This is a genomic window from Rhabdobacter roseus (assembly GCF_014202275.1).
Taxonomy (GTDB): domain Bacteria; phylum Bacteroidota; class Bacteroidia; order Cytophagales; family Spirosomataceae; genus Rhabdobacter; species Rhabdobacter roseus.
Map to the genome: position 1 here is coordinate 782,830 of NZ_JACHGF010000003.1, position 18,515 is coordinate 801,344.

The 18,515-nt window shown below is 56.2% G+C and carries 13 protein-coding genes; 6 read left to right on the top strand and 7 right to left on the bottom strand.

Annotated elements, in window-relative coordinates:
- Positions 1-101: 101 nt before the first annotated feature.
- Positions 102-1,091 (bottom strand): arabinan endo-1,5-alpha-L-arabinosidase, encoded by a 990-nt coding sequence (locus tag HNQ92_RS13180; RefSeq protein ID WP_184174478.1) that lies wholly within the window; start codon positions 1,089-1,091, stop codon positions 102-104.
- A gap of 469 nt (positions 1,092-1,560) precedes the next feature.
- On the opposite strand from HNQ92_RS13180, the gene HNQ92_RS28935 reads away from it, so the two are divergent.
- Positions 1,561-1,695 (top strand): hypothetical protein, encoded by a 135-nt coding sequence (locus HNQ92_RS28935; RefSeq protein WP_281380747.1) that lies wholly within the window; start codon positions 1,561-1,563, stop codon positions 1,693-1,695.
- 90 nt (positions 1,696-1,785) lie between these two features.
- On the opposite strand, the gene HNQ92_RS13185 is transcribed toward HNQ92_RS28935, so the two are convergent.
- The 3 genes from HNQ92_RS13185 to HNQ92_RS13195 all read right to left on the bottom strand — a co-directional run bounded on the left by HNQ92_RS13185 (position 1,786) and on the right by HNQ92_RS13195 (position 7,857).
- The gene (locus HNQ92_RS13185; protein WP_184174479.1) at positions 1,786-5,526 is read right to left on the bottom strand and encodes a PVC-type heme-binding CxxCH protein; all 3,741 of its coding nucleotides are present in this window, start codon (positions 5,524-5,526) and stop codon (positions 1,786-1,788) included.
- A gap of 297 nt (positions 5,527-5,823) precedes the next feature.
- The gene (locus HNQ92_RS13190; RefSeq protein ID WP_184174480.1) at positions 5,824-6,945 is read right to left on the bottom strand and encodes a Gfo/Idh/MocA family protein; all 1,122 of its coding nucleotides are present in this window, start codon (positions 6,943-6,945) and stop codon (positions 5,824-5,826) included.
- Positions 6,946-7,008: 63 nt separating this feature from the next.
- Positions 7,009-7,857, bottom strand: coding sequence for a sugar phosphate isomerase/epimerase family protein (locus HNQ92_RS13195; RefSeq protein ID WP_184174481.1), 849 nt, complete (start codon positions 7,855-7,857; stop codon positions 7,009-7,011).
- 480 nt (positions 7,858-8,337) lie between these two features.
- On the opposite strand from HNQ92_RS13195, the gene HNQ92_RS13200 reads away from it, so the two are divergent.
- Complete coding sequence (locus HNQ92_RS13200) at positions 8,338-9,210, top strand: AraC family transcriptional regulator (RefSeq protein ID WP_184174482.1); 873 nt, start codon at positions 8,338-8,340, stop codon at positions 9,208-9,210.
- Between the two features lie 44 nt (positions 9,211-9,254).
- Here HNQ92_RS13200 and HNQ92_RS13205 read toward each other — a convergent pair whose 3' ends face one another.
- Entirely contained in the window at positions 9,255-10,028 is a 774-nt protein-coding gene (locus HNQ92_RS13205) for a DUF547 domain-containing protein (RefSeq protein ID WP_184174483.1), read from the bottom strand.
- A gap of 346 nt (positions 10,029-10,374) precedes the next feature.
- On the opposite strand from HNQ92_RS13205, the gene HNQ92_RS13210 reads away from it, so the two are divergent.
- From HNQ92_RS13210 to HNQ92_RS13225, 4 genes are all read left to right on the top strand, one after another.
- Complete coding sequence (locus HNQ92_RS13210) at positions 10,375-10,959, top strand: RNA polymerase sigma factor (RefSeq protein ID WP_184174484.1); 585 nt, start codon at positions 10,375-10,377, stop codon at positions 10,957-10,959.
- 123 nt (positions 10,960-11,082) lie between these two features.
- Positions 11,083-12,084 (top strand): FecR family protein, encoded by a 1,002-nt coding sequence (locus tag HNQ92_RS13215; RefSeq protein ID WP_184174485.1) that lies wholly within the window; start codon positions 11,083-11,085, stop codon positions 12,082-12,084.
- A gap of 245 nt (positions 12,085-12,329) precedes the next feature.
- Positions 12,330-15,716 (top strand): SusC/RagA family TonB-linked outer membrane protein, encoded by a 3,387-nt coding sequence (locus tag HNQ92_RS13220; RefSeq protein ID WP_246440064.1) that lies wholly within the window; start codon positions 12,330-12,332, stop codon positions 15,714-15,716.
- Positions 15,717-15,772: 56 nt separating this feature from the next.
- A complete protein-coding gene (locus HNQ92_RS13225) occupies positions 15,773-17,293 on the top strand; it encodes a RagB/SusD family nutrient uptake outer membrane protein (protein WP_184174486.1) in 1,521 nt (506 codons plus the stop codon).
- Positions 17,294-17,376: 83 nt separating this feature from the next.
- Here the strand turns inward: HNQ92_RS13225 and HNQ92_RS13230 are convergent, their stop codons facing one another.
- On the bottom strand, positions 17,377-18,156 hold the full coding sequence (locus tag HNQ92_RS13230) for a TIGR00266 family protein (RefSeq protein ID WP_184174487.1): 780 nt from the start codon (positions 18,154-18,156) through the stop codon (positions 17,377-17,379).
- A 74-nt stretch (positions 18,157-18,230) separates the two neighbouring features.
- On the bottom strand, positions 18,231-18,479 hold the full coding sequence (locus HNQ92_RS13235; RefSeq protein ID WP_184174488.1) for a hypothetical protein: 249 nt from the start codon (positions 18,477-18,479) through the stop codon (positions 18,231-18,233).
- Positions 18,480-18,515 lie beyond the last annotated feature (36 nt).

Sequence of the window (18,515 nt, forward strand, 5' to 3'; positions counted from 1 at the left end):
ATTTATTTTCTAGGGCACCGTACTACTATCCTCTGGAGTATGCTCTAAGGCATAGCAATTTCTGTACCAGTCCGTTAAAAATTTTCTCCTCCGCCTGTCGGCTAGCGCCCCTGTACTTTTGGCCACTGGGCCTGCTCCCACTCCAGCGTTTCGATCCGGAGCTTGGAGCGGCCACCATCCTGGGCATCGTAGCCATGAAAAACGAGGTAGTCCAGGCCCTCAAACGTCACGACAGCGTTGTGCCCCACCCCATGCCAGTGGGTATCGCCTTCCAGCAGGATTGTGCCACCGCCCTTGGCTAGGTCCCGTCCCTGCCGGTCCAGGTAGGGGCCCATCAGCTTTTCGGAGCGCCCCACGATCATCTTGTAGTCGCTTTTCTCGCCCCGGCAGCAGAAGTCTACCGAGGCAAAGAGGTAGTAGTAGTTGGCTTTTTTGAAAATAAAGGGTGCTTCGATAGCGCTATTGTTCGGCAGGCTGTCGGGTACCAGCCCGCGCCGTCGGCTGGCCAGGGTGTACCATTGCTGCGGCTCCTGGGCAATGGCTTTGGCGTCCTCGGTCAGTTTCACGAGTTTGAGGCCGTCCCAAAAAGACCCAAAAGCCAGCCAGGGTGCGCCCGCTTCGTCCCGGATCAGGTTCGGGTCGATGGCGTTCCACTGGTCGCGGCCGGGTACGGACTCAAGTACCTTGCCGTGGTCGGTCCAGCGGTAGGCGGGGTCGGTGGGGTGCAGGGTAACGTTGGTAGCCAGGCCAATACAGGAGGTGTTTTTTCCAAAAGCCGAAATGGAATAGTAGAGATAGTAGGTACCTGCGTGGTAGCTGATGTCAGGTGCCCAGATGTGGTTGCGGCGGAAGCCCGGCACGGCTTGTTCGGCCCAGGCGGGCGGCTCCTCAAATACCGGTGGCTCACGCTTCCAGGTCTTCAGGTCGGGCGAGGACCACACGCCGATGCCCCGCCCCGTGCAGAAGAGGTAGTACAGGCTGTCTTGCCGGATCAGCACCGGGTCGTGCACCGGGATACTTACCGACGGCGATTGGGCTTCCGCCCGCAGGAAAGTACCCAGCAGGAGAATCAGTAGCAGCTGTTTTTTCATGCGTATGGGTTGTCTTTTTAGTATTGTAAAAAAATTAACATAACGCGCTCGCTAGGCGCTTTTTCAACGCGTAATCAGTGAATGAAGTACCGTAAGTATGGTCTATTTATAACTTTATAACTCTACGGGCTACTCGACCTCTACCCTGTAGCGATGGGGTGCGCATTCCATCGCTGTGCGGCCAACAAGCGCAACTTTCAAGCTACAAGCTAACTTAGAAAAAATAGTACCTTCCATCGACATCAAAATAATATCTATGGAAGGTACATTATTCACAGATGGTACTTTTCTTAAGCTTTACCAAGATTTATAAAAAATCATTGATTTGTAAAAATGTAAAACAAAGGCAACTATTGCCCTTCATAAATGTACCTCCCGCGAGCCATTGACCAAGAACTACTAAACTGGCCTCATCCAGAAAAATGAACAGATTTTGCCCATCGAAGTGAAGTCAGGCAAGAAAGGTACCATGCAAAGCCTTTTTCTGTTTTTGGCTGAAAAGAAAGTACCCTTTGGTCTGCGGCTCTCCCTGGAGAATTACGCCGCCTACGAAAATATCCGCGTCTTTCCGCTCTACGCCGTAGCTGATTTTATAAGAAGTTAGAAGTACCTTCTTATACCCCTTTCACCCCAAAAAACAAGGGTACCTGCCCTACGCCAGGTACCCTTGTTGGTTAAAGTCAAACGCTACTTTTTACTTGGTTGTATTGCTGGCTTGCTCCTTGATCACCGTCATCATGCCCTTCATGAGGCGCCAGTGGCCGGGAAAGGTACATACGTACGGATAGCTACCCGGTTCGGCGGGAGCCGTAAAGCGCAGGCGGTAGGTTTGATCCGGGTTCACGAGCGGAGTAGCCGCCAGTACCTGCGGAATGGCCGGTACGTAGTTTTTCTCGGCACCGTCCTTGGCCGTGATCATCTTGTCGGCCGCCGCCCCGATAACCTCCAGCGACTTGGGCTTACCCACCACGATGTTGTGCTGCATGGCGTCGGGGTTTTCGAATACAATCTCCACGGGCTGGCCCGCTACCACCGTAAAGGCCGTTTTGTCAAATTTCATCTCTTCCCGCACGGCCTTGATCACGATGATCTGCAGGTTGGGATCGGAGGAGGCTTCGTCTTTGATTCCAAACGACTCCATGAAGCTGGCCATCCGGCCCGCCAGGTCGCCGGGTATTTCGTTTTTCAGGACGGCCAACAGGGCGCGGTTTTCGCCGGAGGTTGTTTCTTTGCGCCGCATGTTCCAGCCGCCAAGTACCCCTTTCACCATGGCCAGGCGTCCGTCGGCATCGAGCGACTGAGCCGTTTTCAGGATCGCCATCACCGAGTCGGCGGAGGCATAGGAAGCGTAGCTGCGCACCGCGCGCTCGAGGGCGAAGTCAGAGAGGCGGTCGAGGCGGCGTACGTCAAAGGTTTTGCGCATCGTATTGTTACGCTCCTCATCTTCTTCGGGTACTACGTTGTCGGCATCGACGGTCGCCGTTACGGTCACTTTTCCGGCCTGGTCGGACGCAAAGCCGAAGGTACTGCGCCACGGACCGTTGTTGCCTTCGGTGAGCTTGATGGTTTCGCCCGGCGCAATGCCTTTGTTCAGATTACGACTCACGTAGTTGAGGCTTAAACCACCTCCGCGGATATCAACCGTCACGAGGGGTACTACGTCTGCCGGTACGGCTACGCTGCCCTGGTTGGTGATTTCCACCACCACCCGGGCGTACTCACGTACGTAGGGCGAGCCCGGCTCAATGCTTACGTTGGTAATGGCCAGCTCGGCTTTGCCCTGTACCACTTTGGCAGGAGCCTTGGCTTGGCTGCCGTGGTTCATGGTGCTATGATCCATTTCTTTCTTGGCCGCCGAGGTACTTTTCTGCGCAGAAGCTGCCGTGGCTACGCGTTGCGTCAGGTACTTTTGGCGAAGTACCCCGCCGTGGGCATTTAGGGCTACGGCAAATACGTCGGGCATCCAGCGGTCGTCGGCCTCGGTCGATTTCTCCAGGCGCGTCAGAATTGCTTTTTCAATGGTCGGCGTCAGGGGTACTTCGGTGAAGGCCAGCAGGGAGTTAAGTACCACCAGGGGTTCTTTGTCTTCCAGGGCGTTTACGCTCATGAGCGCCTGTGCCGTAGCCGGAGTGCGGGGAAGTACCTGCACGGCCGTTTTACGGACGTCGCTGCTCGGGTGCTTCAGGGCGGCTGTGGCGGCTTGCAGCGCCGGGCCTTCCAGGGCTCCCAGCCCGTGTAACGTCCACAGAGCATGAATAGCGGCCGTATTCAGACCGATTTCATCCACGGAAGTATCCTGCACCAGTGCGATCAGCTGCGGTACTACGTCTTTTTGACCGCGCTCTACCAGCAGGCGCTGGGCGTGCAAGCGCCACAGCATGTTGGTGTTTTTCAGGTTCGCTACCAACTCCGCCGGGCGGTCTTTGCTCAGCGTAATGGGCGTATAGGCCGGGGCCTCTTTCCAGGCCACACGGTACAAACGTCCGTGGGTGAAGTCGCGGAGGTCGGTATCGTAGGCGTTGCCGCGGCCGTTATCGAAGCCCCGGGGCGTAGGGTTGTGCTGAATAATGAAGCTGTACCAGTCGGCTACCCACACGGCCCCGTCGGGACCTACCTGGGCAAACACCGGCGAAACCCACTCGTCGGCTCCGGCCAGGAGGTTGAAGCCTTCGGCATCTTCGTAGTCGGTTCCTTTTTTCACCATCACGTTTTGGTGCAACACATGGCCCGTTGGTTCCGAAACGAAAGCCACGGTATTCCAGTACTTCTTAGGGTACGCCCGGGCCGTGTAGAAATTATGGCCCGCCGCCGCCGTGAAACCGCCGAATACATCCACCTGACGTACCTTGGGCGTAATGGGTTTCATGTCCTTGTGGGTATCGGTGCTGCGCCCCCCGTTGTCGACGCGGCTTTCGCCAAAGTACCGGTTCGGAATGGCCATGTACCAGCCGTGGGAATTGTTGGCCGTGGAGCCGAACAGGTCGCCCGCTTCGTTGAAGCCCAGCCCCCAGGTATTATTGGAGGTACGCGTCATGATTTCCATGTCGGAGCCGTCGGGCCGGAAGCGGAACAGCGCCTGACCGAAATTGAGCGAATCTTTATCGCCAAATTTCCCCTTGAAACCCGAGTACCCTACGGCCCCGTAGATCCAGTTGTCGAAGCCATAGTGCAGGCTGGAAGGCCCCGCGTGGGTATCAAAGGTACCAAAGCCGCTAAACAGAACCTTCTTTACGTCGGCCTTGTCATCACCGTCGGTATCTTGCAGGAAGAGCATGTGCGGTGCCTGCGACACGATGAGTCCGCCGTTGGCAAAAACCATCCCGGTCGGGATACTGAGCCCATCGGCAAAGCGGGTGAACTTATCGGCCTTGCCGTCGCCGTTGGTATCTTCGCAGATCAGGATGTAGTCACTGCCGCCGTTCTCCTTGCGCTCGTTGGGGTAGTCTTTGGTAATGAGCACAAACAAACGCCCGCGCTCGTCCCAGGCCATCGCAATGGGGTGCATCACGTCGGGCTCGTGTGCAAATACTTCCAGCGTGAAGTCAACAGGTACCTGGATGTGCTTCACCGACTCCTCCGGCGAGAGCGGCAGTTGTTGCAGCTGCGGGCCGGGACGCTGCTCGTAGTTAGGTAGTTTGGCTTCGCGGTAGGCGAAGGGCTGCGGGTTCAGGGCGGCGTGGGCCTGGCGGGCTTCGTCGTTCACGGCCCACAAGATACCCTTCTCGATCAGGTTGTGAAATTCGGGCTGCGACCAGGTTTTTTCGTCGTGGCCGTAGGCGGTATAAAACACCCGTCCCTTGCCGTGCGTGCGTACCCAGGTGTAGGGCTCCTTCTCCTGACCGGGGCGGTCTTTGGCCTGGTCGGGCTGGATGAGCCGCTCGGTCAGGACGACGTTATCCGGTTGCAGCTTGGCGTGCAGGTAGGTTTCGTCCAGCGTTTTGAACGGCTTCACGCCCGCAATAGCCGGGTGGTCGGGCTTCGTCCAGACGGGCTGGATCGTATCCCAGGTGTGCCGCCAGAACTGCCCCCCGATGAGCTTCACCACCTCGGCGTTGTTGCGGAAGCAGTACGAAGCGCAGTGGATCGGCAGGAAGCCTTTGCCGCTTGCTACGAAGTCGAGCAGGGCGTTGGCCTGCTGGGGCGCAATGCTATCCCAGTTGGCAAAGACCAGCAGGGCGTCGTACTTGGCGAGCGTCTGCGGGTTGAGGTCTTCCAGCTTATCGGTATAAGTAAAATTGATTCCCTTGCTTCCCAGCGCCGCCATGATGGACGGAATGCGCTCGATGGGGCGGTGATGGCCGTTGTCACCCAGGAAAAGTACCTCCAGGCGCCGTCCTTTTACGGCTTCGGACCGGGCGGTAGTTTTGGTGCTTTGTTGCACGGCGCAGCCCAAAAGGCCCAAGCCGAGGAAAAAAGCCAGCATTTTGATTTTCATAGTTTATAGGGAATTATCGTTCAATTCAAAAGTACCTCACGCTGTTGGGCTCCTTCTTCACCGCCGGAGCTGCCTCCTTTTCCTAATGCAGAGCAAGGTACCTGGGCGGCTAAAAGTACCCTGCTTGTCCGGTACTGAAAGCCCACTTGCTCTACCTAGTACTTTCGAGGAGGGGAAACTGCGTTTTCTGTTTTTGTCTAATATAAAAGTGTCTGGAAGGCGGGTAGTTGGCTCACCAACTACCCGCTGTTTTTCCAGGACCCATCCAGGTTGATTGGTTGCTAAAGGTACTTTAAATCAGGCATTCTTGAAATCAGGTACCTGGATCAGCTTCCCCCCCGCCAGCGCCGACTCGTGCGCCAGGATACCCACGCTCGTCCAGTTGGCCGACTGCCAGGCGTTCGGGAACGGGTCGCGGTCTTCGACCAGGGCCGTCAGGAACTCGTGCGCCAGGTGCGGGTGCGAGCCGCCGTGGCCACCGCCCTGTACAAAAGACAGGTGGGCGTTGTCGTCGAGGTTATACACGCCGTGGCCCGTAAACTGCCGGATCTCCTCCGGGAGCAGGTGGGCGTAGTCGGGCGTTTTAACGCGCTCGGGAATCTCGTGCTCGGGCTTTTTGGCGGTATGGATTACCGGGTCTTCGCCCTCGATCAGCGGCCATTCAAACGACTTCTGGCTACCGTACACCTCAAAGCTCTCGCGGTACTGCCGCGCCGTATCAAACAACGAGCGGTACACGTAGGCCGACAAGTCGCTGTCTTTAAACTTGATATGCGCCGACTCCACCGCAAAGGGCGAGTTGTGAATCTGGGCCAGCTCTTCGCGGATCGTACCCGAGCCAAAGCACGACACGTACTCGGCCTCCAGCTTCAGCAAGCCCGCCACCGGCCCCACGCAGTGGGTAGCGTAGTGCATGGGCGGCAAACCGGGCCAGTAGTCGGGCCAGCCGTCCATGTCTTGCTGGTGGCTGGCTTTCAGAAACTGTACTTTACCCAGTTCGCCTTTTTCGTAGAGCTCCTTCACAAACAAAAATTCGCGGGCGTACACCACCGTCTCCATCATCATGTACTTCAGGCCGGTCTCTTTGCATACCTTCACGATCTCCAGGCAGTCTTCCACGGAGGTAGCCATGGGTACCGTACAGGCTACGTGCTTGCCCGCCCGCAGGGCCTTGAGGGTTTGCTCGGCGTGGTTCGGGATGGGTGAGTTGATGTGCACCGCGTCGATGTTGGGGTCTTTCAGGAGCTCATCGTAGTCGGTGTAGCGTACGTCTATCCCAAATTCGTCGCCCACGGCGTTCAGCTTCGACTCCGTACGCTGGCAGATGGCGTACATGTTGGCGTTGGGGTGACGCTGGTAAATGGGAATAAACTCGGCTCCGAAGCCCAAGCCTACGATGGCAATATTCATTTTCTTCATGGAGAATTGTAAAAATATAACGAGTTAAGAATTGTGCAAAGTACCTGGAGAAGCCAGGTCGGATCAAGTACTTAGAACCAGCGGCTGCTTCACTCCCTCCCGAATAAACGCCAGCCCCTCGCGCATGAGCTGCTCCTCGGAGCCGAACATTTTCCGCCAGATGTTGGCCACGGGTAGTTTGGGGCTGAAGGCCTCGATGCTCAGCCAGCCGTCGTACTGAATATCCTGAATGGCCGCAAAGATGCCTTCCCAGTCCACGTTGCCTTTGCCGGGCGTGGAGCGGTCGTTTTCCGAAAGCTGAATGTGCGTGATGCGGTCGCCCATCTGCCGGATGCAATCGCCGATGTTTTTCTCCTCAATGTTGGCGTGAAACGTATCAAACATGATCTTGCAGTGCGGGTGGTTCACGTCGTCGACGAAGCGGATCAGCTCCTCGCCGCAGCTGGTTAGGTACAGCTCGAAGCGGTTGAGGTACTCCAGGCCCAGCGTTATGTCCAGCGACTCGGCGTAGTCGGCCACTTCCTGGATGCCCTCCACGCCCCACTTCCACTCGTCGGAAGTAGCCGGAGCACCCGTAAAGACACCCAGCGCCGAGTGAAATGGCCCCATGAGCCGGGTAGCGCCCAGCACCAGCGAGCAGTCCACGCAGCGCTTCAGGTGCTGGATGGTGGCGCGCCGCATGGCCGGGTCGGGACTGATGAGGTGCGTATCGGGGCCGCAAATGGTATCGGTTTCGCACAGAAGCCCCAGCTCGTCGAGCTTCTTACGCCAGCTAAACCAATGCTCCGGGTCGGTATTGAAGATAGGTACCTCCACGCCATCGAAGCCGATCTCCCGGATCAGCTCCAGCGTGGGGAAAAGTGTTTCGTCGATCTGATTCCCCCACAACAGGAGGTTCATGCCAAATTTCATGCTAAGAGAAGAGCTAAAAATAAAATACAATTTTACAGCAATAAAATACTAAGTACTTTTCGGCTTTTGATTAGTACTGACTTTATTTTGACAATTTAATAAAATCATGGCTGACTTTTAAAGCAAAATAAAGTTAAAGATTGGTGAAGGGCCTGGGGCAGAGGGTGTTTGGCAGAGGGTACTTAACAGGGAGTAGTGGGTACGGAGCGGTTCGCCGCGCGGCAGAAGATTTTATTACTTGTATTTCCGAAATAATACAAAGTACCTTCTTGATTATGCGGCAATTCCTCTTTCCCGTTTCCCGCGGAGAAAGGGCGCTTAGCGAGGTACTTTGCCCAAAAGTACCCTACCCTACGCTCCGAACTACCCCACGTCCCGAACTCCCCTCCTGAAAATAAATCTTCCCTGATGATAGTAGGAACTGACTACATTTTTACTTTCTTAGGGTACATATGATTTTTTCAGGCAAATTTTGACCCAATGAAAGCTCCTTTGCTCAAAAACATCGAAAGCCAGGTACTTTCCGTTACCATTCAGGAACTGCGGGAGCCTCACTTCGATCCTAACTGGCACTTTCATCCGCACTACCAGCTTTTTACGGTGCTGGAGGGTACCGGCACCCGGCTCATCGGCGACTCCATTCAACCGTTCGAGCCGGGCGACACGGTGTTTTTGGGGCCGGATATTCCGCACCTTTGGCGCAGCGATGCCCATTACTTCGAGCCCAACCACGACCTCACTACCCACGGGATCGTACTGTACTTTCAGGAAGATTTTTTGGGAAAAGCTTTTTTTAATCTTCCCGAAATGCACGCCATCGATCAGTTTCTGAAAGAGTCGAAGCGGGGGATTGAGTTTCGGGGCGAGGCGCGCCAACGCGTGCGGACGGAGCTGCTGGGACTCACGCAGGCCGACGGCTTCGAGCGGATCGTCCGGTTGCTGGCGTTACTCAACGAGCTCGCTCACAGCGCCGAAGGGGTACCTATTACCAGCTACGGCTACGAGAACAACTACAAAGTGTCCGAAACGGAGCGGATGCAGAAGGTACATACCTACGTGCTACAGCATTTTAAGGAAGAAATACGGCTGGTGGAGGTGGCGTCGCTGGCGGGCATGAGCGAGGCCGCCTTCTGTAGGTACTTCAAGACCCGCGCCAACAAAACCTTCACCGACTTTGTGAACGAAATCCGGATCGGCCACGCCTGCAAGCTTTTGCAGGAAGACCGCTGGAGCGTATCCCAAACGGCCTACGAAAGCGGCTTTGACACGCTGTCGAACTTCAACCGGCTTTTTAAGAAAGTAACCAACCAGACCCCGCGCGAATACCGCAAAGCCTACACCGGCAAGGCGTAGGCTTCGGGAGCGCAGCATACAAAGTACCTTTATAAAGTACCTTGCTACTTTTGCTCGTTGAGCGTCCAGTTGTAGTCCATGAAGGAAATCGAACCGCCTTCGCTCAGCTTGGTGTTGGCGTACTGATTGACCCAGTCGCGGATGGGCATTTTTTTCTTGAAATCCCCGCCGTACCAATCCATGATCTTGCTGATGCTGGCTTTGTCTTTGGTCACCACGTTTTTGGTGGGGTCGTTGAGGAAAGCGCGGCCCTGGTCGTCGAGCTGTTTGTCCAGCTTCTCGGGCAGGAAGGCTTCGTTGCGCAGGGGCGGGCACGAGAGCGCCGCACACACCAGCGCGTAGTGGATGCGGGGCTCGTTGAACTGCTTCCGGATGATCCCGTGCTCGATGTTGTTGAGGTCCATTTTTTTGCCGCCAATCTCGATAAACTTGATGTCCCAGGGCGTATTCACAAACGGGATCTTGATCGAAGAGCCGATGTCCTTGATGCTTTTCAGGGGGTAGTATTCCAGGATCAGCTCCACCGTGTAGGCGTTGTAGGCGTTGATCCAGTAGGCCAGCTGCTCGTCCTTGCTCCAGGTTTTGGGGTTGGGCGCGTTTTTACTGAGTTGGTCGAGGTATTTTTTGAGTTCGGCGCGGTCTTGCTTGAAGCCCTTGTAATTGACCATCCCCTGGGCGTTCACGTGCTTTTTGAGCAGCTTGTCCCAGGCAGCATGGCTCACGTCGGCGGGGGCGGCGTCGGAGGTGGGAGCGGACGTACCGCAGGCCAGCAAAAAAACGGTTAGTATACAAATAAGGAATTTACGGAGGTAGTTCATGACGGGATTGCTCTAGGGGTTAAACTAAAAACGAATGTAAACAATAGAAGGCTACGCAAAGTACCCTTGGTCCAATATACGGCTATTTCAGCCCCAAAGATGGCCAGGTACCTACCTGCCGCGCTGGTTTCTGGGAAGCAACGCGCCGAAAGTACCCCCTCGCTGAATAATATTTTGGGAAAACAGTAGTAGAAATCCGACCTTGGTGTGTCTTAGAAAGGTATACCTCCTGCTGAAAGTTCTATTTTTCGGGTCTATTTTCTGTACTACCTGCCCAAGGTACCTTCTTCTGTCTGTGCGCGTCGATTGAGGCTTGTCAAGAAATAAATCGCTAAATGAACCACCCATGCCCAGCTATACCAAGATAAGCGATGAAGCATTGTTTCAGCTCATCAGCCAGGACGACAACCGGGCTTTTGAGGAAGTGTACCGGCGCTACTTTTACCGGCTGCTGAACGCCGCCTACAAGCGGCTGCACGACCGCCCGCAGGCCGAGGAAATGGTACAGGAGCTGTTTGTGGCGCTCTGGTTGAAGCGCCAGAGCATTCATTTGCAAAAAAACCTAGAGGTGTACCTGCACACATCGCTCCGCAACCTGGTGATTTCTCACCTCCGTAAAAACCAGCGGATGGACTACTTCGACACCAATGAGCTCCCCGTACTCAACAGCGCCAAGAGCGACGCCGAGGAGCAGGTAAAGTACCTCGAGCTGAAAGAAGCCTACGAGCGCAGCATCCTGGACCTGCCCGAAAAGTGCCGCCTGGCCTACACCCTCTACGAAGATGGCATGAGCATCGCCGAGGTAGCCGAGCACCTGCACGTATCGCCTAAAACCATCGAGAGCCACTTGCTCAAAGCCCGCACGACCCTCCGCCACCGCCTGCGCGGCTTCTCCGCCGCCTGCCTGCTCATCCTCTGGCTACTCAGCTAGTTTCGGCTCCGGGTACTTTTTAAATTTTTTTCTTAATGGACTAAGGTCTCCGGGCGAGTTGTGCGTCTTATGGGGGTAATTTGTGATTTATCCCTAAACAATTGCCTTTTTTCTACTTTAGCCATGAGGAAAAACATTACCCCCGAACTCCTGGACCAGTACCTGGCCGGTACCTGCACCGAAGCGGAGGCCCGCCTCGTGGAGGCCTGGTACCGGTCGTTTGAGCAACAGCCCGATCTGCAGCAGGACTTCCCCGATACGCTCAGCGGCAAGTACCGAAAGTACCTTTTCCGCCGGATTCGGGCCAAGATTCAGCAAACGGAAAAGTACCCGCCGGGGCGGGCGCGCTTATGGGTAAAGTACCCCAACCTAACGTGGCTGGCGGCCGCGTCGGTGGTGCTGGTGTCGGTGCTGGTACTTTGGCCCGGCAATAAGGGAAGTACCCCCCTGGCCACGGTACCCGCTGCGGTGAGCATCGTGCTGGCCAACGAGCAGAATATCATCCGAACGTATACGCTCCCCGATAGCAGCCAGGTATGGCTCAATCCGCACTCCCGCCTCACCTATGCGCCCGACTACGGCCAGTCGGTGCGGGAAGTAGCGCTGGTGGGCGAAGCTTTTTTTGACGTAACGCCCAACCCGCAGAAGCCTTTTATCATCCGGGCTGGTAACATGACGACCGAAGTACTTGGCACGAGCTTCAACGTGCAGGCATTTCAGGACGAGCGCCCCTTTGAGGTGTCGGTAGTGACGGGTACCGTGGCCGTACGCAGTGCCAAGGAGAAGGTTATTCTTTCGGCCAAGCAGCAGGTGCGGTTCGATCCGGTGTCGGAGACGCTGACGGAATACCGCCAGCCTGCGGCCCGCCAGGCCGGCACTTACCAGCTCTGGGAGCCGGTCTCGATCAACTTTGAGTGGACCTCGGTAGGTACCGTGGCCGCTTCGCTGGAAAAGATGTTTGGGGTGCGGGTTGAGTTCAGCGACAAAGCCCTGAAAGATTGCTACATCCGGGCCGATTTCTCCCAGATGCGCCTGCCGATGATCCTGGACTTACTCTGCAACTCCATCGACGCCACCTATACCTTGGAAAACAACCTCATTACGCTCTCGGGCCCAGGCTGCTAAGGGGCGGGCTCTCCCCACGAAATCAATCAACCTATAAACCATCAATCGACCTGTTCATGACGCTTTCCAACTACCTCAGACCGCCCTAAAAAAAATCGGAGTACCCGCGTGGAGTACTCCGAAACCTGCTTTACTGAACCCTCTCTCACTTGCCGGTAAAAAGAGGATTATTTCTCAATCAAAATAAAGCAACTAAAAGTATGAAAAGGTATTTACAAAAACCAACCCTTGATCCAATCAAGATCATGCGAATAAGCTGTGTTCAACTACTGTTGGCGCTGGTGGGCACGCTGGTCGTGTATGCCAACGACGGGATGGGGCAATCGGTACTTAGCCAGAAGGTGGCCCTGCAGGTGCAGTCGGTAAGCCTGCGCGACGCCCTCGTGCAGCTGGAAAAAGCCACGGATGTGAAGTTTATTTACAGCAGCCGGGTCGTAAAGTCCGACGTAAAAGTGAGCGTCAATGCCCAGTCGGAGGCTTTGTCGAAGGTACTTGACCAGCTCCTCAGCCCCATCGACATTGGCTACCGGGTCGTCGACCAGCAGATTTTGCTCTATAAAGTAAAACCCACCGATAAGCCCACGCCCTCGCTTCCCGCTCCGGCTACCGGCCAGCTTCCGTTAGCTCCGGCCGACATCCTGGTGCGGGGGCAGGTCGTGGATGGAGCCAGTAGCTCTCCGCTGCCGGGCGTGAGTGTGGTGGTGCGGGGTACCAGCCGTGGGACTACTACCAACGCCGAAGGCCGCTTTGAGCTGGAAGTACCCGACGCCAACACCGTGCTGGTATTTAGCTTTGTGGGGTTTGAGAAACTCGAAGTACCCGTCGGCAACCGCACCGAACTTACCGTGGAGCTGGCGCAGGACATCCGCAACCTGGAAGAAATGGTAGTAGTGGGCTACGGCACCGTGCGCAAAAGCGACCTCACCGGCTCGGTCAGTGCCATCAAAGGCGATAAACTACTTGACCGCCAGGCTACCAACGTAGCCCAGGCGCTGCAAGGGCGGCTGCCAGGCGTGGACGTATCCGTGAACTCGTCGGCCCCGGGCTACCAGCCCCGCATCCGGATTCGGGGCGTCGGCTCCATCAACTCCAGCCTCGACCCGCTCTACGTGGTAGACGGGATCATCGGCGTCACCAATGCCAACCTGCTCAACCCCAACGACATCGAGTCCGTAGAGGTACTTAAAGATGCCTCCGCCACGGCCATTTACGGCGCACGCGGGGCCAACGGGGTTATTATCATCACGACCAAGCGCGGCAAATCCGGCCAGACGCAGGTATCGTACGACGCCTGGAGCTCGTACATCACGCCCGCCAAGTACCTGGGTACCCTCAGCGCGGAAGAGTTTATGTCGGTTTATAACACGGCCTTTGACAACGCCGCCAAGTACGATCCGCAGGGCTTTGCTGACGGCAAGTACGTGCGTAACAACCCGGCCGACTTCCCCAACCTCTTCGACGCCAACGGACGCCCGCTCTACAACACCGACTGGGAGCGTGAGATCTACCGGCCCGCGATGGCCCAAAACCACGAGCTGGGCGTGCGTGGGGGGAGTGAGCGGACGGCCTACAGCATGTCACTGGGCTATACCGACCAGGGCGGACTCATGCGCAACTCCAACTTCAAGCGGTACTCGGCCAAGCTCACCCTGGACAACGACGTGAACAAATGGCTGAAGCTGGGGGGTAGTTTGTTCCTGAACCGCTCCATCCAGCAGGAAGTAGACGACGCCTCCGGTGGACTCAACGTGCCCCGCATGGTGATGGAAGGGCTGCCCATCCTGCCCATCAAGTACCCCGACGGCAGCTGGGGCCGCAACAAAGACTGGCCCGGCATGGAGGGCGGCGAAAACCCCGTCCGGCTGACCGAAGAACGCGAGCGCCGCAATACCAAAAACATGACGCTGGGCCAGGTATACTCGGTCCTTACCTTCAACCCCGCCCTGTCGCTGCGCTCCAACTTTAGCTTTGAGCTCAAAGACGAGAAAAACAACTTCTACTCGGGCCGTGACCTCAACGCTCTCTCCGCCGACCAGAAAGGCGTGGCCGACATCTGGTCCAACTCGGAGCAGTACTGGCAGTTTGAGAATTACCTCAACTACAACAAAACCCTGGGCAACGACCACGTCATCTCGGCGCTGGGGGGATTGTCGTGGCAGAAAAGGTACTACGAAAACTTCTTTGCCGCCGCCGAGAACTTCATCGACGACTTCTGGGGCTGGCACAACCTGGGCGTAGGAACTACCCTGCGCAAGCCCGCCTCGGGCGACGGGCAGTGGACGCTCAACTCGTATTTTGCCCGGATCAACTACATTTTCCGCGAAAAGTACCTCTTCACCGTCACGGGCCGCTACGACGGCTCCTCGAAGTTTGGGGTCAATAATAAGTACGCCTTTTTCCCCTCGGCGGCCGTGGCCTGGAACATCAGTCAGGAGGAATTTTTGAAAAACAGCACTTTCATTACCAACCTCAGACTCCGGGCCAGCTACGGCAAAACCGGGAACCAGGAGATCGGGCAGTTTGCGTCGCAGCAATTCCTGAGTACGGGCGACGTACTGCTGGACGGCCAGCGCCAAACGGGAATCTGGCGGGGGTCCTTCGGTAATCCCGACCTGCGCTGGGAGTACACCAACCAACTGGACATCGGGGCGGACATAGGCCTGTGGAACAACCGCCTGGAACTTACCGTAGATTACTACCACAAAGTCACCAAAGACCTGCTGCTGAACGCCCCCATCCCCTGGTCCACGGGCCTGGGCTCCGTGACGCAGAACATCGGCTCGGTAGAAAACAAAGGGTTTGAGCTCGGCCTGAACTCCCGCAACATCGCTACCAACAATTTTAACTGGACCACCAACGTGGCCTTCTCGACCAACCAAAACCGGATTCTGAAACTGGGTGTCAACGACGACGACATCTTTCCCGGCCCTTGGTTTTTGGGCCAGACCAACATCCTGCGCGTAGGGTATCCCATTGGCTCGTTCTGGGGCTACCGCCGCCTGGGTACCTGGGGTACCGACGAAGCTGACCAGGCAGCCCGCTACAACCGCCTACCCGGCGACCTGAAGTGGGCCGATCTGAACGAAGATGGCCGCATCGACGCCGCCGACGAAACCATCATTGGCCGCGCCTACCCCAAGTGGACCATGAACATCGGCAACACGATCCAGCTCGGCAAGTTTGACTTCTCGGTTGACATTCGCTTTGTGATGGGCGTCAATACGGTCAACGCCACCAAACACTCCGTAGAAGACCGGCAGGCCATTGCCAGTAGCTCGCGCACGGTACTCAACGCCTGGACGCCCGAAAACCAGAACACGCACATAGCCCAGATCCGCCACTACAACGCGGGCTACGACACCCACATGGACGACTGGTGGACCGAGGATGGCTCCTTCATTCGGGGGCAGAACATCATGCTGGGTTACACGCTGCCCAGTACCCTTGGGAAGGTGAACTTCCAGCGCCTGCGGGTGTACGTGAGTGCTCAGAACTTCTTCCTGATCTCGAAGTACTCGGGCTACGACCCCGAAGCGCTCACCGGCTTTGGTAACCAATTGACCCAAAACATGGAGTTTTTCCAGTACCCCCGGCCGCGTACCTTCAACGCCGGGCTCAACGTGAGTTTTTGATGATAAGCCATTGAATGGAAGCTTGGAAAAAGAATTCCTAAAACCGTACGAAACGCATGAAAAAGAACTTTGTAGTATATACTTGCCTGGCGCTGGGTGTGGGCCTGACGGCCTGCGATGATTTTCTGAAAGAAAACCCGACGGGCTCGCTCACCACGTCGTCCACCGTGTCCAGCCCCGAGATAGCACGGGCCTTTGTGGATGGCTCCTACTCCAACCTGGGTACTTTCAACAACGGCGGCGGCGGCTGGGGCGGCAACAACGCCTCGCTGGTCGAATTCCTGACCGGCAAGGCCGACGGCAACTCCCAGACCGAAGCCTTTAAGTTTTATAACCTTGAATACGACGCCCGCGCTTTCTACATCGACAACTGGTGGTCGGGCATGTACTCGGGGATTGCCCGCGCCAACCTGGCCATACAGAAGATTAACGAAATAGCTACCCTGGACGCCGCTACCAAAGCTTCCATGATTGCCGAAGCCCGCACCATGCGGGCACTGTACTACTTCCAGCTGGTGCGGATGTTTGGCGATGTCCCCAAGATCACCGAGCTCATTACGGAGCTCTCGGCCGTACAAACGCCCCGCTCGCCCGTGAAAGAGATCTACGACGAAATCATTATCCCGGACCTGCTGGAAGCCGAAAAATCGACCTTGCCCTGGCGTCAAACCAGCGGACGCACTTCGATGGGCCTCATCAAGTCGCTGCTGGCCGATGTGTACCTAACCTACGCCGGGTACCCCGTTCGTGGCGGCAACCAGTACTACGCCGAGTCGGCCAAGCGCTCCAAAGAGCTGATCGACAGCGGCGTCTTTACGCTCTTCCCGGAATACACCGACATGATTAACCCCGCCAACCGCAACCAGGGCGAGTTTATCTTTCAGGTACAGCACGAGAAGGACATCCGCAACAACGGCCTCACGCCCGTAACGCTCCCTACCCTGCGGGGCATCGCGGCCTACTCCGACGAGTACGGGGGGCTTATTCCGCGCAAGGAGTTTGTGGAAAGCTACGCCAGTGGCGACAAGCGCGCCCAGGAGAAGCAGTTTTACTACACCTTCTACAAAGGGCATCCTTCCGACTACCCCGCCGGTGACGCCCGCCGCGACACCCTGCTCCTGGGAGGCTATTACATTTATAAGTACTTTGACAAGCAAGCCATTGATAACGACGCCAAGGCCAATATCAACTACACCATCTACCGCTACGCCGATGTGCTACTGATGTACGCCGAAGCCGCCAACCGGGCCGAAGGCGGCCCCGGTACGCAGGCCCGCGCCGCCCTCAACAGCGTACGCAGCCGGGCCCAGCTACCCGCCGTGACCACTACCAACGTCGATGAATTTGAGAAGGCCGTCTGGGCCGAAAGGTACTTTGAGCTGGCCTTTGAAAGCAAAATCTGGTTTGATATGGTCCGGACGCGGAAGGTACGCAACGACCTCACCAAAAACTGGGACGACTTCGTGGGCCACACGACGATCTACAACAAGACCTTCGGCGAACGAAACCTGCTGCTGCCCATTCCGCAGCGCGAGATCGACAACAACCGCAACCTGGCCCAAAACATGGGTTTTTGAAAACTACATATATCCAAACCAGAACGGGGAGCGGCCCAAAAGCCGCTCCCCGTTTTATTGTATTTTTAAAGAGTACCTGGAAGCTAGTCTTCAAACAAATTACCCAGGCCGCCCAGCACCGAGCCACTTTCCTTTTTGGTATTAGGTCCGGAGCTCGACAACCGCTGGATCAGCTTCGAGATGGGCATCGACTGGATCCAGCAGCGGCCCGTACCGCGCATCGTGGCCAGGAACATCCCCTCCCCGCCAAATACCATCGACTTCAGACCACCCGACCGCTGGATGTCAAACTGAAGCGAAGGCTCAAACGCCACCACGCAGCCCGTGTCGATGCGCAGGGTTTCGTTGTTGAGCTGCCGCTCGATCACCACCCCGCCTGCGTGCACAAAGGCCAGGCCGTCGCCACGTAGTTTTTGCAAGATAAAACCCTCCCCCCCAAACAGACCCGAGCCAATGCGCTGGTTGAAGTGGATCTTCATGCTGGTTCCTTTAGCGGCGCACAGGAAGCCGTCCTTTTGGACAATGAGCTCGTTGCCGTAAATTTTGCTTAGGTCAATGGGCATCACCGTACCCGGATAAGGCGCCGAAAATGCCACCTTCCGCTTGCCGTAGCCCCGGTTGGTAAAGTGCGTCATGAAGAGCGACTCTCCGGTAAGTACCCGGGTACCGGCCTGGAAGATTTTCCCCATAATACTCTGATTGGCCTCGGAGCCGTCGCCCATTTTGGTTTCAAACTGAATCCCGTCTTCCATGTAAAGCATGGCACCGGCTTCGGCAATGACGGTCTCGTTGGGGTCCAGTTCAATCTCCACAATCTGAATGTCTTCGCCAATGATCTTGTAATCAATTTCGTGTGAAATCATGTTTGTGCAACAGGTTTAGATGTTAGAAGGGAATAAGGTTTGAAAGGTACTTAAGCAGGGTACTTTGCACGTAGCTACTCTTCTTCCTCCTCGTCGGTTTTCTTCTTAGACTTCCGGGTTTTACGGCCGGGGATGTCGTTGCGGTCGCGGAGTTTTTTATCGTCTACGTTTTTATTCAGAAACGCGTTGATCCGGTCCATGTCGAAGCTCGTCGTAATTTCTCCAAACGAATTGATCTGGATGTCGAATCCGTCCAACTCCTTGTGCACGCGTGGTTTCTCGTTTTCCTCTTTGCCGGTATCGGGTTGCTTTTTCTTAGCCATAGCAGGTGGTTGGTTAGGATGTTGAAAGAACCGGAT